The 14,588-nt window shown below is 64.4% G+C and carries 14 protein-coding genes; 5 read left to right on the forward strand and 9 right to left on the reverse strand.

Translation table 11 applies throughout. From position 1 onward, the window contains the following. Positions 1 to 83: 83 nt before the first annotated feature. Positions 84 to 2,294 (reverse strand): phosphoribosylformylglycinamidine synthase subunit PurL, encoded by a 2,211-nt coding sequence (gene purL, locus AC0L3P_RS08745; protein WP_473301615.1) that lies wholly within the window; start codon positions 2,292 to 2,294, stop codon positions 84 to 86. A gap of 182 nt (positions 2,295 to 2,476) precedes the next feature. On the opposite strand from purL, the gene AC0L3P_RS08750 reads away from it, so the two are divergent. Beyond that, positions 2,477 to 2,956 carry a PaaI family thioesterase gene (locus AC0L3P_RS08750; protein WP_275170072.1) on the forward strand — a complete coding sequence of 160 codons (480 nt, stop codon included), beginning with the start codon at positions 2,477 to 2,479 and terminating at the stop codon, positions 2,954 to 2,956. A 75-nt stretch (positions 2,957 to 3,031) separates the two neighbouring features. Continuing rightward, positions 3,032 to 3,988, forward strand: a complete 957-nt coding sequence (locus AC0L3P_RS08755) for a DMT family transporter (protein ID WP_473301616.1) — start codon at positions 3,032 to 3,034, stop codon at positions 3,986 to 3,988. Here AC0L3P_RS08755 and AC0L3P_RS08760 read toward each other — a convergent pair whose 3' ends face one another. Together AC0L3P_RS08760 and purQ are read right to left on the reverse strand one after the other, a co-directional pair. Then, the gene (locus AC0L3P_RS08760; RefSeq protein WP_473301617.1) at positions 3,989 to 4,963 is read right to left on the reverse strand and encodes a tripartite tricarboxylate transporter substrate binding protein BugD; all 975 of its coding nucleotides are present in this window, start codon (positions 4,961 to 4,963) and stop codon (positions 3,989 to 3,991) included. It lies immediately after the preceding gene. Continuing rightward, positions 4,960 to 5,661: a phosphoribosylformylglycinamidine synthase subunit PurQ gene (gene purQ, locus AC0L3P_RS08765; RefSeq protein ID WP_247362452.1), complete on the reverse strand. Its 702-nt coding sequence runs from the start codon at positions 5,659 to 5,661 to the stop codon at positions 4,960 to 4,962. The genes AC0L3P_RS08760 and purQ overlap by 4 nt, the downstream gene beginning before the upstream one ends. A 164-nt stretch (positions 5,662 to 5,825) precedes the next feature. Here purQ and AC0L3P_RS08770 point away from each other — a divergent pair, with 164 nt between their 5' ends. Continuing rightward, a complete protein-coding gene (locus AC0L3P_RS08770; protein ID WP_354208491.1) occupies positions 5,826 to 6,842 on the forward strand; it encodes a magnesium and cobalt transport protein CorA in 1,017 nt (338 codons plus the stop codon). A gap of 10 nt (positions 6,843 to 6,852) precedes the next feature. Here AC0L3P_RS08770 and purS read toward each other — a convergent pair whose 3' ends face one another. After that, positions 6,853 to 7,095: a phosphoribosylformylglycinamidine synthase subunit PurS gene (purS, locus tag AC0L3P_RS08775; protein WP_007602264.1), complete on the reverse strand. Its 243-nt coding sequence runs from the start codon at positions 7,093 to 7,095 to the stop codon at positions 6,853 to 6,855. A 12-nt stretch (positions 7,096 to 7,107) separates the two neighbouring features. Beyond that, on the reverse strand, positions 7,108 to 7,875 hold the full coding sequence (gene purC / locus AC0L3P_RS08780; protein ID WP_171944915.1) for a phosphoribosylaminoimidazolesuccinocarboxamide synthase: 768 nt from the start codon (positions 7,873 to 7,875) through the stop codon (positions 7,108 to 7,110). 309 nt (positions 7,876 to 8,184) lie between these two features. On the opposite strand from purC, the gene AC0L3P_RS08785 reads away from it, so the two are divergent. Continuing rightward, a complete protein-coding gene (locus AC0L3P_RS08785; RefSeq protein ID WP_007602260.1) occupies positions 8,185 to 8,508 on the forward strand; it encodes a DUF1476 domain-containing protein in 324 nt (107 codons plus the stop codon). Between the two features lie 114 nt (positions 8,509 to 8,622). On the opposite strand, the gene cynS is transcribed toward AC0L3P_RS08785, so the two are convergent. The 4 genes from cynS to AC0L3P_RS08805 form a co-directional block, all read right to left on the reverse strand. Next, a complete protein-coding gene (cynS, locus tag AC0L3P_RS08790; protein ID WP_007612142.1) occupies positions 8,623 to 9,105 on the reverse strand; it encodes a cyanase in 483 nt (160 codons plus the stop codon). Positions 9,106 to 9,170: 65 nt separating this feature from the next. Beyond that, entirely contained in the window at positions 9,171 to 10,103 is a 933-nt protein-coding gene (locus AC0L3P_RS08795) for an ABC transporter ATP-binding protein (protein ID WP_473301618.1), read from the reverse strand. Positions 10,104 to 10,107: 4 nt separating this feature from the next. Next, positions 10,108 to 10,947 (reverse strand): nitrate ABC transporter permease, encoded by an 840-nt coding sequence (gene ntrB, locus AC0L3P_RS08800; RefSeq protein WP_354208489.1) that lies wholly within the window; start codon positions 10,945 to 10,947, stop codon positions 10,108 to 10,110. Positions 10,948 to 11,116: 169 nt separating this feature from the next. Next, the gene (locus AC0L3P_RS08805) at positions 11,117 to 12,496 is read right to left on the reverse strand and encodes a CmpA/NrtA family ABC transporter substrate-binding protein (RefSeq protein ID WP_473301619.1); all 1,380 of its coding nucleotides are present in this window, start codon (positions 12,494 to 12,496) and stop codon (positions 11,117 to 11,119) included. A 160-nt stretch (positions 12,497 to 12,656) separates the two neighbouring features. On the opposite strand from AC0L3P_RS08805, the gene AC0L3P_RS08810 reads away from it, so the two are divergent. Further along, the gene (locus AC0L3P_RS08810; RefSeq protein WP_473301620.1) at positions 12,657 to 14,585 is read left to right on the forward strand and encodes a sigma-54 interaction domain-containing protein; all 1,929 of its coding nucleotides are present in this window, start codon (positions 12,657 to 12,659) and stop codon (positions 14,583 to 14,585) included. Positions 14,586 to 14,588 lie beyond the last annotated feature (3 nt).

Below are 14,588 nucleotides of genomic sequence, written 5' to 3' on the forward strand. Positions count from 1 at the left end.
CGACCAAGCAATCCAGACTGCTTCGGCCGTGAGACTCTGGATTGCTTCGCTGCGCTCGCAATGACGGAGTCTGCGGACGCGCCCTACGCCGCCTTGCCGCCCATATATTCCGGCAGCCAGCGCTCGAACGAGGTCCGCAGCGCCTCGATCATTACCGGCGCTTCGCCCGCGATCGCGACGGCGTCGCCGCCGGTGGTGCCGATCCGCACGCAGGGCACCTCGCAGCCGCGCATCTTGGCGAGCACGCGGCCGGCCTCGGTCTCAGGCACAGTGACGAGATAGCGCGCCTGGTCCTCGCCGAACCAATAGGCCTGCGGCACCAGCGCGGTCGGCGCCGCGAGCAGTTTTGCGCCGATGCCGCTCGCCATCGCCATCTCGGCAAGCGCGATCAGCAGGCCGCCGTCGGAGAGATCGTGCACGGCGGTCGCGGTGCCCGCATGGATCATGCCGCGCACGCAGTCGCCGTTTCGCTTCTCCGCCGCGAGGTCGACCGGCGGGGGCGCACCCTCCTCGCGACCGCAGATGTCGCGCAGATAAACGGACTGACCGAGCCAGCCGTGAGTCTCGCCGATCAGGAGGATCGCCTCGCCCTCAGCCTTGAAGGCGAGCGAGGCTGACTTGGTGAAATCGTCGAGCAGGCCGACGCCGCCGATCGAGGGCGTCGGCAGGATCGCGCGGCCGTTGGTCTCGTTGTAGAGCGAGACGTTGCCGGACACGACCGGGAAGTCCAGCGTGCGGCAGGCTTCCGAGATGCCCTTCAGGCAGCCGACGAACTGGCCCATGATCTCGGGCCGCTCTGGATTGCCGAAATTGAGATTGTCGGTGATCGCAAGCGGCTTGCCGCCGACCGCGGTGATGTTGCGCCAGGCTTCCGCCACGGCCTGCATGCCGCCCTGATAGGGATCGGCCTCGCAATAGCGCGGCGTCACGTCGACGGTCAGCGCCAGGCCCTTCGGACCGTCCTGCACGCGCACCACGGCGGCATCGCCGCCGGGACGCTGCATGGTGTTGCCGAGAATGACGTGGTCGTACTGCTCCCAGACCCAGCGCTTGCTGCACATGTCGGGCGTGCCGATCAGCTTTTCGAGCGCGTCACCGAGACCCATCGGAGCCGGCACCTCGCGCGCATGCACGACCGCCAAGGCGGCGGAGGGGACATGCGGACGGTCATAGAGCGGCGCCTCGTCGCCGAGCTCCTTGATCGGCAAATCGGCCATGACGTCACCGCCATGCTTGACCACAAAGCGCTTGCTCGGCGTGGTGTAGCCGACCACGGCGAAATCCAGGCCCCACTTCTTGAAGATCGCCTCGGCCTCTTTCTCCTTCTCGGGCTTGAGCACCATGAGCATGCGCTCCTGGCTCTCAGAGAGCATCATCTCGTAAGCGCTCATGCCGATCTCGCGCGTCGGCACCGCATCGAGATCGAGATCGACGCCGAGGTCGCCCTTGGCGCCCATCTCGACCGCCGAACAGGTCAGCCCCGCCGCGCCCATGTCCTGGATCGCGATGACGCAGCCCTTCTCCATGATCTCGAGACAGGCCTCCAGCAGCAGCTTTTCGGCAAAGGGATCGCCGACCTGGACGGTCGGACGCTTCTCTTCGGATTTGTCGTCGAACTCGGCCGAGGCCATCGAGGCGCCGTGGATGCCGTCGCGCCCGGTCTTGGAGCCGAGATAGACGATCGGCATGTTCACGCCGGAGGCGGCCGCATAGAATATCTTGTCGGTATCGGCGAGGCCGACCGCCATCGCGTTGACGAGGATGTTGCCGTCATAGCGGGTGTGGAAGCGGACCTGGCCGCCGACCGTCGGCACGCCGAAGGAATTGCCATAGCCGCCGACGCCGGCGACGACACCCGAAACGAGGTGCCGCGTCCTGGCATGCTCCGGTGCGCCGAAGCTCAGCGCGTTGAGGCAGGCGATCGGCCGCGCGCCCATGGTGAAGACGTCGCGCAAGATGCCGCCGACGCCGGTGGTGGCGCCCTGGTACGGCTCGATGTAGCTCGGGTGGTTATGGCTCTCCATCTTGAAGACCACGGCCTGGCCGTCACCGATGTCGATCACGCCGGCATTCTCGCCCGGGCCCTGGATCACCCAGGGCGCCTTGGTCGGCAAGCCCTTCAGATGGAGGCGCGAGGACTTGTATGAGCAGTGCTCGTTCCACATCGCCGAGAAGATGCCGAGCTCGGTGAAGGTCGGCTCCCGCCCGATCAGCTTCAGGATGCGCTCATACTCGTCGGGCTTGAGCCCGTGGGCGGCAATCAGCTCGGGGGTGATCTTGGGTTCGTTCTTCATGGATTTGAGGCTTTCGACGGCGGTTGGCCGTTCTTAGGAACATCGGACGGGTTGGAAAAGCCCTTTATGGCGCATTTTCCCGCTGTCCACGTTTTGCGGCCGGGGGCTGCGGGAACAGGAATTGCACAGCGCGGACAGATCGGATTTAAGGGCAAAAGACCCGCAATTGAAGGCCCATTTCCTTGCATGAATTGACCAAAGCGCCCCCGCCTCGCCGCCCCGACCTCCACGTCGCCACCGACGGGGAATTCCAGGGCTGGCGGACCTGGATTCGCGACAGTTTTGAGAGCCATATCGGCCCGTTCTGGCACAAGATCGAGGACGACGGCAGCGTCCGCTCGGCGTTCCGGGTCGAGAAGAAGCACCTCAACGGCTCCGGAAACGTCCATGGCGGCTGCTTCATGGCATTTTCCGACTATTGCCTGTTCGCGATCGCCACCCACGAACTGGATGGGCCGGCCGTGACCACCAATTTCGCCTGCGACTTCCTCGATGCGGCGCGCGAAGGCGAGCTGATCGAATGCGTCGGCGAAGTCTCCCGCGCCGGGGGCTCGCTGATCTTCCTGCGCGGCAAGCTGACGTCAGGCGGGCGGCCCCTGTTCACATTCTCCGGCACGATCAAGCGGGTGAAGCGGAAGCCGGCACTGCAGCCAAACGCATAGCTCGCCGCCTTCCCTTTTGGTGCCCCCTCGCCCAGACTTGTGTCCAGCGCTGTCGCGCCGGGGAGCAACATCAAGGTGCCGCAGAGCACACCGCCGACGGCTCGCGCCACGGCCTCGCAATTGCCATCCATGCCCGCCGCCGGCGCGCGCAACTGGCGCGACTATGCGCTGCTCGTCGCGCTCGCCTGCTGCTGGAGCTCAACCTATCCGCTGGCCAAGCTCGCGCTGGACACGATCCCGCCCATCACCTTCATCTCAGCGCGGTCGCTGATCGCGGCCGCGTTCCTGTTCGCGATCCTGTGGATGCGCGGCGTCAGGATCCCGACCGACGGGAAGGCTTGGAAGCTGTTCGCAACCCAGCAATTGATCAACTCGACCTTTCCGTTCCTGATCATCACCTGGTCGCAGCAATATGTGCCGGCGTCGAACACGGTGGTGTTGGCTTCGACCACGCCGATCTTCGCCTTTCTGATCACCTCGCTGATCACGCGTCACGAGCCGGCAACGCTGCTGAAGTTCGCGGGCGCGCTCCTCGGCCTTGCCGGCACCATCGTCATCGTGGGCCTGGATGCGCTGCGCGGCTTCGGCAGCGAGATCGTGGCCGAGATCGCCATCCTGCTCGCCACCATCTCGTTCGCCTGCGCCACGATCTTCGGCCTGCGGCTGTCCGAATACGACCCGATGGTGGTGGCGGCCGGCTCACTCCTATTCGGCGGCCTCGTGCTGCTGCCGCCCTCGCTGATCATCGACCAGCCCTGGACGCTGCACCCGACGCCGACCGCGATCACAGCCACCATCGTCATGGGCATCGTCTCCAGCGCCCTGGGGCTCATGCTGTTCTACATGTGCCTGGGACGGCTCGGCACGCTGACGACGAATGCGCAGGGCTATCTGCGCATTCCGATCGGCGTGGGCCTCTCCGTGCTGCTGCTCGGCGAGAGCGTGCCCTCGAACCTGGCGCTGGGACTGGTGCTGGTCATGGCGGGCGTCGCCGCGATGACGGTGCCGGCGGAGCGGCTGAAGAGGCGCTAGCTATGGCTTGGCGTCGTCCGCCAGCATCTTGCGGTACTTCTCGACGTCGCGCGTCACGAGCTTCTGGAGCACCTCGGGCGTGTGCTCGTTGGCATCGGGGGCCACGGTCGAGAGGTCGGCAAAGCGCTTCTTCACCGCGTCGGTTTCCACCGCCGTGCGTGCAGCTGCATTCAGCTTGGCGATGATTGCCGGAGGCGTGCCCTTGGGCGCGAACAGGCCGTTCCAGCCCTGCGCTTCGAATTCGGGCAGGCCGGCTTCGGCTGACGTCGGCAGGTCGGGCACTGTGGCGAGCCGGACGGTCGAGCCGACCACGAGCCCGCGCGCCAGCTTCTCGTTGATCGACTGCGAGACCGAGGCTGCCGCATCGCAGACGCCGTCGATCTGGCCGCCGATCGCATCGGTGAGCGCGGGCGCGGCGCCGCGATAGCCGACCAGCGTCGCGTCGATGCCGGCGGCCGTGATGAAGCTCTTGCAGATCAGGTAATTCGAAGAGCCGACGCCGGCATGGCCGAGATTGATCTTGCCCGGGTTGGCCTTGGCGTAGGCGATGAACTCTTTCAGGTCCTTTGCCGGAAAATCCTTGCGCACGGCGATGATGCCGAACGTCTTCGCCACCATGGCGATCGGCACGAAGGAGTCCGGCGTGAACGGCAGTTTTGGATAGATCGTATAGGTCGCGGCGTTGGTGCCTGCATTGCCGATTGCAATGGTGTAGCCGTCAGGCTCGGCACGCGAGGCGCGCGCCAGTGCGGTCGAGCCGCCGGCGCCGGCGACGTTCTCGATCACGATGGTCTGGCCGAGCGCGATGCCCATCTGCTCGGCAACCGTGCGCGCGATCACGTCGGACGTGCCGCCGGCCGCGAACGGCACGATCATGGTGACCGGACGCTTGGGGAAGTCCTGCGCGAACGCGGCCGTCGCGAACACAACGACGGCGACAGCGGCCGACAGCCGCTTCAGCACGGACCTAATCACGCGGCCTTTTCCAGATGCGCGGTGAGGCCGGCGAACAGGCCGCGGCCGTCGGTGCAGCCCATGATGTCTTCGACGTGGTTTTCCGGATGCGGCATCATGCCGAGCACGTTGCCCTTGTCGTTGACGATGCCGGCGATGGATTGCGCGGCGCCATTGATGTTGCTGATATCGTCGATCGCGCCGTCGGCCGAGCAATAGCGGTAAAGCACGCGACCGTCACCTTCGAGCCGCTTGATGGTCTCCGCGTCCGCCGCATAATTGCCCTCGCCATGCGCGATGGGCACGCGGATCACCTGCCCTGCATTGTAGCCGCGCGTGAACGGCGTGTCGGAGCGCTCGACGCGGAGATGCACGTCGTGGCAGATGAATTTCAGCCGCGCATTGCGCATCAGGACGCCGGGCAAGAGGCCGGACTCGCAGAGGATCTGAAAGCCGTTGCAGACGCCGAGCACAAGGCCGCCCTTGGCCGCATAGTCGCGCACCGCATCCATCACCGGTGCCCGCGCCGCAATCGCGCCGCAGCGCAGATAATCGCCATAGGAGAACCCACCGGGCACCACCACGAGGTCGGTGCCGTCAGGCAGCGACGTCTCGGCATGCCAGACCATCGCGGGCTCGCTGCCCGAGATCAGCCTCAAGGCGCGCGCCATGTCGCGCTCACGGTTGATTCCGGGAAAGACGAGGATGGCGGCTTTCATGGCAGAGGTTCCGAACGAGGATTGGAATGGGGCTGGCACGGCTGCCAAATCGCCAGCAGACATATCCATTTGACGGGGATTTTACCAGTGCTAGCCTCGGCAGCGAGCGTTGTGCACAGGCCATAGCCCGCCATTGGCCGATCGATTCGCCCGGGATTAAAGCCATGAATGTCCCGTCGCTGCCCACATTCCCCTCCGAGCCGGTGTCCACCGAGGGCGTCATCGCCGCCGGTGCCTATGTCGACGGCCGGCGCGTCGCCAATATCGCCATCAGCGAAGCCTCGAGCTGGCGGGCGAAGCCCGGCCACGTGGTCTGGATCGGGCTGCACGAGCCCGACATGGCGCTGCTCAGCGCGGTGCAGAAGCAGTTCGACCTGCACGAGCTCGCCATCGAGGACGCCAACCACGCCCATCAGCGACCGAAGATCGAGCAATATGGCGAGGCCCTGTTCATCGTAGCGCGGACCGCGCAACTGATCGAGGGCCGGATCGCCTTCGGCGAGACGCACATCTTCGTCGGCGAAGGCTATCTGGTCTCGGTGCGCCACGGCGCGTCGACGTCCTACACGCCGGTGCGCGAACGCTGCGAAAGCTGCCCGCGAGCGCTCGCGCGCGGCGAGGACTACATTCTCTACGCCATCCTCGATTTTATCGTCGACAACTACTCGCCCGTGCTCGAGAGCATTCACGAAGAAGTCGAGAGCATTGAGGATGACGTGCTCTCCAAGGCGATCAGCAAGGCGCAGATCGAACGGCTCTATATGCTGCGCCGCGACCTCTTGCGGCTCCGAACCGCGATCGGCCCTCTGGTCGAGGTCTGCCGCCGGCTCGAGCATGACGAGCTGGCGATGGTGCGCGCGACGATGCAGCCGCTGTTCCGCGACGTCACCGACCACGTCAGGAATATCCAGGAACGGATCGATTCGATGCGCGAGGTGCTGGCCTTCGCCTTTGAAGCGAGCCTGCTGGTCGGCCAGGCCCAGGAGACGGCGGTCTCCAAGAAGCTTGCCTCCTGGCTCGCGATCATCGCGATCCCAACCGCGCTTGCCGGCATCTACGGCATGAACTTCAAGCACATGCCGGAGCTGGACTGGGAATACGGCTATTACACGCTGCTCGGCGTGATGCTGACGGCGTGCGGCGCGCTGTACTGGCGCTTTCGTCGGGTCGGATGGCTGTGAGCCATCCCGGTCACCCGATCAGCTCGACCCGATAATTCTCGATCACGGTGTTCGCCAAAAGCTTGTCGGCGGCGTCCTTCAACGCCGCCTCCGCCTTCGCCTTGTCTGCGCCCGCGAGCTCGATGTCGAACACCTTGCCCTGGCGAACGCTGGCGACGCCGTCGACGCCGAGCGACTTCAACGCACCCTCGATCGCCTTGCCCTGCGGATCGAGGATGCCCGTTTTCAACGTAACGGTAACACGTGCCTTCACGTCAGATCCCTCTTAGCTCTTCACCAGCACCGGGCCGGAGCCCGCCGGACGCTCGTTCTCCATGAGAATGCCGAGACGCTTGGCGACTTCGGTATAGGCCTCGAGCAGCCCACCGAGATCCCTGCGGAAACGATCCTTGTCGAGCTTCTCATTCGACTTGATGTCCCACAGACGGCAGCTATCCGGCGAGATCTCGTCTGCGACGATGATCCGCATCATATCGTTCTCGAACAGCCGGCCGCACTCCATCTTGAAGTCGACGAGGCGGATGCCGATGCCGAGGAAGAGACCGGTGAGGAAGTCGTTGACACGGATGGCAAGCGCCATGATGTCGTCGATCTCCTGCGGCGTCGCCCAGCCGAAAGCGGTGATGTGCTCTTCCGACACCATGGGGTCGTTGAGCTGGTCGTTCTTGTAGTAGAACTCGATGATCGAGCGGGGCAGCTGCGTGCCCTCCTCGATGCCGAGGCGCTGCGACAGCGAGCCGGCGGCAACGTTCCGCACCACCACTTCCAGCGGCACGATCTCGACTTCGCGAATCAACTGCTCGCGCATGTTGAGGCGGCGGATGAAATGGGTCGGCACCCCGATGTCGTTGAGGTGCTGAAACAGGTACTCCGAGATCCGGTTGTTGAGGACACCCTTGCCCTCGATCACCTGATGCTTTTTCGCATTGAACGCGGTGGCGTCATCCTTGAAGTGCTGGATCAGGGTACCGGGCTCCGGGCCTTCGTAAAGAACCTTTGCCTTGCCTTCATAAATGCGACGCCGACGGCTCATGGGGATGTACCGTGTTTTGTTGAAATCCATGTATTTGGTGTGCTCCGGTTGACGAGACTACGACCCACAGCGGAGCTGCCGTGAACAGCCTGGAACCCGAGAAAACAGAACGGGAACCCAGCCTGAGGCAACCTATCCGATTGGCTCCCCCAGCACAATCGATCCAGCCGTCCGGCATCAAACTTATACCGCCTTGCCTGCGGCTTAACGGCTCGTTGTTTTGCCGATTCGTGCCCCCTATCTAGGCATGCACCGGGGCTCTCGCAACGAGGGCCAGCCGGGTCCAGTCAGCAGGGAATTGGAAAAGGCATGAGCACGTTGGACAAGCGCGAGGAAGGCTTCGAGAAGAAGTTCGCCCTCGATGAGGAGCAGAAATTCAAGGCGGAAGCCCGCCGCAACCGGCTGCTCGGTCTGTGGGCGGCCGAAAAGCTCGGCATCACCGGCGATGCCGCCACGGCCTATGCCAAGGAGGTGGTCGCGGCCGATTTCGAGGAGGCCGGTGACGCCGACGTCCTGCGCAAGGTCATGGCCGATTTCGCCGCCAAGAACGTGGCCATCACCGAACAGGCGATTCGCGCCAAGATGAACGAGCTGATCGCGGTGGCGGCGGCCGAGGTGAAGGCCGGGAAATAAGGCGAAAGAGGCATCCGCACACACTGTCATTCCGGGGCGGTCCACAGGACCGAACCCGGAATCTCGAGATTCCGGATCGCCGCTATCGCGGCGTCCGGAATGACGGAGGGATCGCTATCCCTCCTTGAAGCCATATTCCGGCACATTGCCGCTGGCGCCGTAATATTTGTACGGCAGGAATTTGCCGCTCATGGTGATCTTGACGCGGTCGCCCTTCGGATTGGGCAGGCGCTCCATCACCATGTCGAAATCGATCGCCGACATGATGCCGTCGCCGTACTCCTCCTCGATCAGCGCCTTCCAGGCCGGACCGTTGACCATGACCAGCTCGTAGAAGCGATAGATCAAGGGATCGGTCGGCGGCATCGGCATGCCGCGCATCGGCGTCTCGTTCAGCATCGTGGTTTCGGCCTTCGTCAGGCCGAATAGTTCAGCGGCGTTGGCGGCCTGCGGCTTGGTCAATTTCATTTGGCCGAGGATCGCACCTGTTATCAGCACCTCGGAATAGCCGCCGATCTGCTCGCAGATGTATTTCCAGGTCCAGCCCTTCTCGCGCTTGATGTCGAGCAGCTTCTCGGTGAGGTCTTCGCGTTTCATGTCAGGGTCTCCTTGGCTGTCGTCATGCCCGGGCCTTGTCCCGGGCATCCACGTTCTTGGCTGTACTAGGAAGACGTGGATGGCCGGGCCAAGCCCGGCCACGACGTCTCATTGAGCGGCTCCGACTTGGCGTCAGCCGCGATCGTCAGTCCGGGCTTGCCGATACGCACCACCGGCACATTGCGCGGATCGTGACCAGGCGTCTCGGCGGCGAAAGTCTTGCTGCGCATCACCAGGAAATCAACGATGTGGTTGCGCAGCGCGTAATACAGCGGATGGCGGTGCAAATCGATGCGGCCTCGGTCCCGCGGCAGCGGGTTCTCGACCACTTCCGCGAGCACCGCGCCGGGGCCGTTGGTCATCAGGAAGATCTTGTCGGCGAGATAGATCGCCTCGTCGACGTCATGGGTGATCATGAACGCGGTCTGCCCGGTCTCAAGACAGATGCGCCGCACCTCGTCCTGCAGAGTGCCCCGCGTCAGCGCGTCGAGTGCCGAGAACGGCTCGTCCATCAGCATCATCTTTGGCGTGATGGAGAGCGCACGCGCGATGCCGACGCGCTGCTTCATGCCGCCGGAAAGCTCGGAAGGTCGCTTGTGTTCCGACCCCGTCAGACCGACGAGATCGATAAACGTTTGCGCATGCGCCTTCACCTTGGCGCGATCCCAGCTCCGCCATTTCGAGCTCACGGCGTAGGCAACGTTGCCGAGCACGGTGCGCCAGGGCAGCAACGCATGGCTCTGGAAGATCACGGCGCGGTCGAGGCTCGTCCCTGAAATGGCCTGCCCGTCGACGATCACCGCGCCCTCGCTCGGCGCATCGAGGCCGGCGAGGATGTTGAGCACCGTGGTCTTGCCGCAGCCGGAATGGCCGATCACGCAAGCGAACTCGCCGCGCGCCATCGACAGCCACAGATTCTCGAAGATCGTCGTCGTCACGCCGCCCGCGCCCGGATAGCGCTTGGCGATGGCTTCGATGGAGACGAATTTATCGGTCACAGCCCTACTCCGGAAACGTGACCATGCGCGTGAAACGCGCGAGAATCTGGTCGAGCAGCATGCCGACGACCCCGATCAGCAGGATCGCGATGATGACGTTGGTGATCGAGAGATTATTCCACTCGTTCCAGACGAAATAGCCGATGCCGGTGCCGCCGACGAGCATTTCGGCCGCGACGATCACGAGCCAGGCGATGCCGATCGAAATGCGCATGCCGGTCAAAATCGTCGGCGCCGCTGCCGGCAGGATCACGGTGAAGGCGCGCCTGATCGTGCCGACCTCGAGCGTTCGCGCGACGTTGATCCATTCCTTGCGTACGCTCGCGACCCCGAACACGGTGTTGAGCAGCATCGGCCAGATCGAGCAGATGAAGATGACGAAGATCGCGGAGATCGAGGAATCCTTGATGGTGTAGAGCGCGAGCGGCATCCACGCCAGCGGCGAGATCGGCTTCAGCACCTGGATGAACGGATCGAGCGCTTTGCTGAGCAGCGGCGACATGCCGATGAGAAAGCCGAGCGGAATCGCGACCAGCACCGCCAGCAGATAGCCGGTGCCGACGCGCGCAATGGAATAACCGAGCTGGATGCCGAGCCCCTTGTCGTTCGGCCCGTTGTCGTAGAACGGCCTCTTCAAATGCTCCCAGAGTTTTGCGCCGACATCGAACGGCCCGGGCATGGCGGATTTGCCCTGCGTCGCAGTCAGGCCCATCAGCTTGGCGTATTCCGGGCTCATCGTGGCCACCGGTGCCGTCGAGCGCACGGCGAGATGCCAGACCCCGAGGAACGCGACGAGCAGCACGATTGAGACCAGGCCGGCGCGGAGACGAAGGGAGGCGGTCATGCAGCAAGACCTCTCCACGAGTCGTCCCGGCGAAGGCCGGGACCCATACCGCGGAATCTAGCGGAGTCGAAAGGTCGTAGTACCGAACAACGTATATTCGCCAAACTCCGCCCGGGGGTTATGGGTCCCGGCCTTCGCCGGGACGACAGCGGAGGCACATCGCGGCCCCTCACGACGCCTTCCTGATCTTGAAGCCCGCCAGATAATCCTCCGGCTTGGCCGGATCGAAAGTCTTGCCCATCACCGCAAATGATTTGTAGCTGCCGGCTGGCGGCGCCAGGCCCATCTCTGTCATGAGCTTTCTTGTGTCGGTGGCGAGATAGACCTGCTCGGCGACCGCCTTGTAGTCGACGTCGCCCTTGATCTGGCCCCAGCGCTTCATCTGCGTCAGCATCCACACCGCAAAGGACTGCCAGGGGAACGGGTCGAAATCGACGCGCTTTTCATCCGTCTTCACGCCGCCGAGGCCGTCGGCATAGGTGCCGGTCAGGACCTGTTCCAGCACCGTCACCGGCGCGTTGATGTAGTTCGCCGGCGCGATTGCCTCGGCGATCTGCTTGCGATTCTCCGCCTTCGACGCATAGGCGGTGGCATCGACGATCGCACGCGTCAGCGCCGCAAAGCTGTTCGGTGCCGTCGTGATGAACTCGCGGCTGGCGGCGAAGCTGCAGCAGGGATGCCCGTCCCAGATTTCCTTGGACAAAAGATGCATGAAGCCGACGCCGTCATAGATCGCGCGCTGGCAGATGTTGTCGGGCGCGAGAAAGCCGTCGATGTTGTCGGCGCGCAGGTTTGCCACCATTTCCGGCGGCGGTACCGAACGCAGCTGCACGTCGGTGTCGGGGTCGATGCCGTGTTCGGCGAGATAGTAGCGCAGCAGATAATTGTGCATGGAATAGTCGAAGGGGATGGCGAACTTCATGCCCTTCCAGTCCTTCGGGTCGCGCTTGTCCTTGTGCTTGCTCGCCAGCACGATGCCCTGCCCGTTGATGTTCTCGATCGCAGGTACAGCAAACGGAATGGCGTTGGCACCTAAGCCCAGCGAGATCGCGAGCGGCATCGGCGCCAGCATGTGCGCGGCGTCGTATTCCTTGTTGATGGTCTTGTCGCGGATCACGGCCCAGCCGGCGGTCTTGACCACGTCGACGTTGAGGCCGTGCTTGGCATAGAAGCCCAGCGGCGCCGCCATGATGATCGGCGTCGCGCAGGTGATCGGGATGAAGCCAACCTTGAGGTCCTTCTTTTCCGGCGCGCCGGCTTGCGCAAAGACTTCGGTGGCGGTCTGAAGCGGGAAAAACTGCGACAGCGCCGCCAGCGCGGTGGAGGCCCCGACCGACTTCAGGAATGCGCGCCGCGCCGCGTCCTGAGGAAACATCGCGCGCATCACGGCAGAGGCGACGACGCCCTCGTAGCGCCTCTCTTCGCTCTCGACGGGAGCGCAGCGCAACGCGGTTGCTTGCTCATGCTCCGCTGCGGATTGATGCTGACCACAGGCACAGCCGGCTCGCAGGTTGCGATCGGGATCAAACGGATTGTCGAAAGTGGACATCGGACCTCCTGCGCGTCATTTGCGAGGAGAATTACGCAAGGAGCATGCCACCACCTTCAGGCCGGCCAGTGCCTTGATGACGCAGCACTTTCGCTCGCACTTGGTCATTACGAAAATTCGTGATAAACGAGATTCCGTAGTTGAATAACGAGATTTCGTAATGGCAACGACGCCAATACTCGACCACGACGATGTGGCCCCGACCATCGATCCGCGCGTTGCGGCTTTCGAATCCTCAGTCGAAGCGACGCTGCTGATCGACCCCTTCGGCGACCAGATCGTCGATGCCAATCCCGCCGCCTGCGCCCTGCTCGGCTACGACCGCGCGCTGCTGCGCCAGACCAGGGCGAGCACGCTGCATGACGGCGAGCTTCCGGCACTGACCGTGTTCACCCAGGCCGTGCTGCACAAGGGCGCCTACTGGACCACAGCGCTCAACCCGCGCCATGCCACCGGGCAAAATCTCCGGCTCGAATATGCCGGCTGCGTCCTGCCTCATGACGGGCGCACGCTGGTCCAGCTCACCCTCACCGATCTCGACGCGCGCCGCCGCCGCAATGTCGATGCCGCCGCTGAAGACCACATGCGCAGCGGCATCTCGACCTGGCAGCGGGTCGAGCGCGTGTTCCAGGACATCGAGCGCGAGAACCAGCTGATCCTGCGCGCCGCCGGCGAAGGCATTTACGGCGTCAACGCGGAAGGCAAGACCACCTTCGTGAACCCCGCCGCCGAGCGGATGCTGGGCTGGATGGCCGAGGAGCTGGTCGGCAAGGAAATCCATCCCATCATGCACCACACCCACCATGACGGGCGGCACTATCACAACCATGATTGCCCGATCTACGCGGCGTTCCGCGACGGCGCCGTGCACCAGGTCGACGGCGAGGTGTTCTGGCGCAAGGACGGCTCGCCGGCCTGGGTCGAATACACCTCCACGCCGATCCGCGACCGCGGCGTGGTGGTCGGTGCCGTCGTGGTGTTTCGCGACGTCAGCCAGCGCCGCGAGGCCGACGAGAAGCTGCACGCCGCGCTCGCCGAGGTCGATCGCCTGCGCGAACGTCTCGAGCTCGAAAACGCCTACCTCCAGGAAGAAATCCGCATCGAGACCAATCCGCGCGGCATCATCGGTGGCAGCGAGGCGATCCAGACGACGCTGCGCCAAGTCAAGCTGGTGGCGCCGACCAGCGCGGCGGTGATGATCACCGGCGAGTCCGGCACCGGCAAGGAGCTGATCGCACGCGCCATCCACGAGGACTCTACCCGCAGCGACCGGCCACTGATCCGCGTCAATTGCGCCGCGATCCCGCGGGAATTGTTCGAGAGCGAATTCTTCGGCCATGTCCGCGGCGCCTTCACCGGCGCGACGCGCGACCGCATCGGCCGGTTCGAACTTGCCGATGGCGGCACGCTGTTCCTCGACGAGGTCGGCGAGATCCCGCTCGAGTTGCAAGGCAAGCTGCTGCGCGTATTGCAGGAGGGCAATTTCGAGCGCGTCGGCCAGGAGCGCACCCGCGCGGTCGACGTCCGCGTCATCGCCGCGACCAACCGCGACCTCAAGCAGGAGGTGCAGCGCGGGCGTTTTCGCGAGGACCTCTATTTCCGCCTCAACGTGTTTCCGATCGAGACGGTGCCCCTGCGCGAACGGCGCGAGGACATTGCGCTGCTCGCCCAGCATTTTCTCACCCGCGAGAGCAAGGCGCTGAAATCGAATCTGCGCCTGTCGGAAGGCGATGCGCGTCGGCTGACACGCTATGACTGGCCGGGCAATGTCCGCGAACTACAGAACGTAATCGAGCGCGCCGCGATCCTGTCGCAGAACGGCCGTTTGCGGATCGATCTGCCCGACTCCTCCGGCACGCAGGCCCCAGCCGGCGCCGCGCGGCAGAAGGCTGACGCACGGCCCGCTGTGATGACGTCATCCGAAATGCGCGACCACGAGCGCGCCAACATCCTGGCCGCGCTCGAAGGCTGCGCCGGAAAAGTGTTCGGCCCCGGTGGCGCGGCCGAGATGCTGGATATCAAGCCGACCACGCTGGCCTCGCGGATCAAGGCGCTGGGAATCGCGCCCCGTCCGCGGGCCGGCGGTTAGCGG

This window comes from Bradyrhizobium sp. WSM4874 (assembly GCF_055811835.1).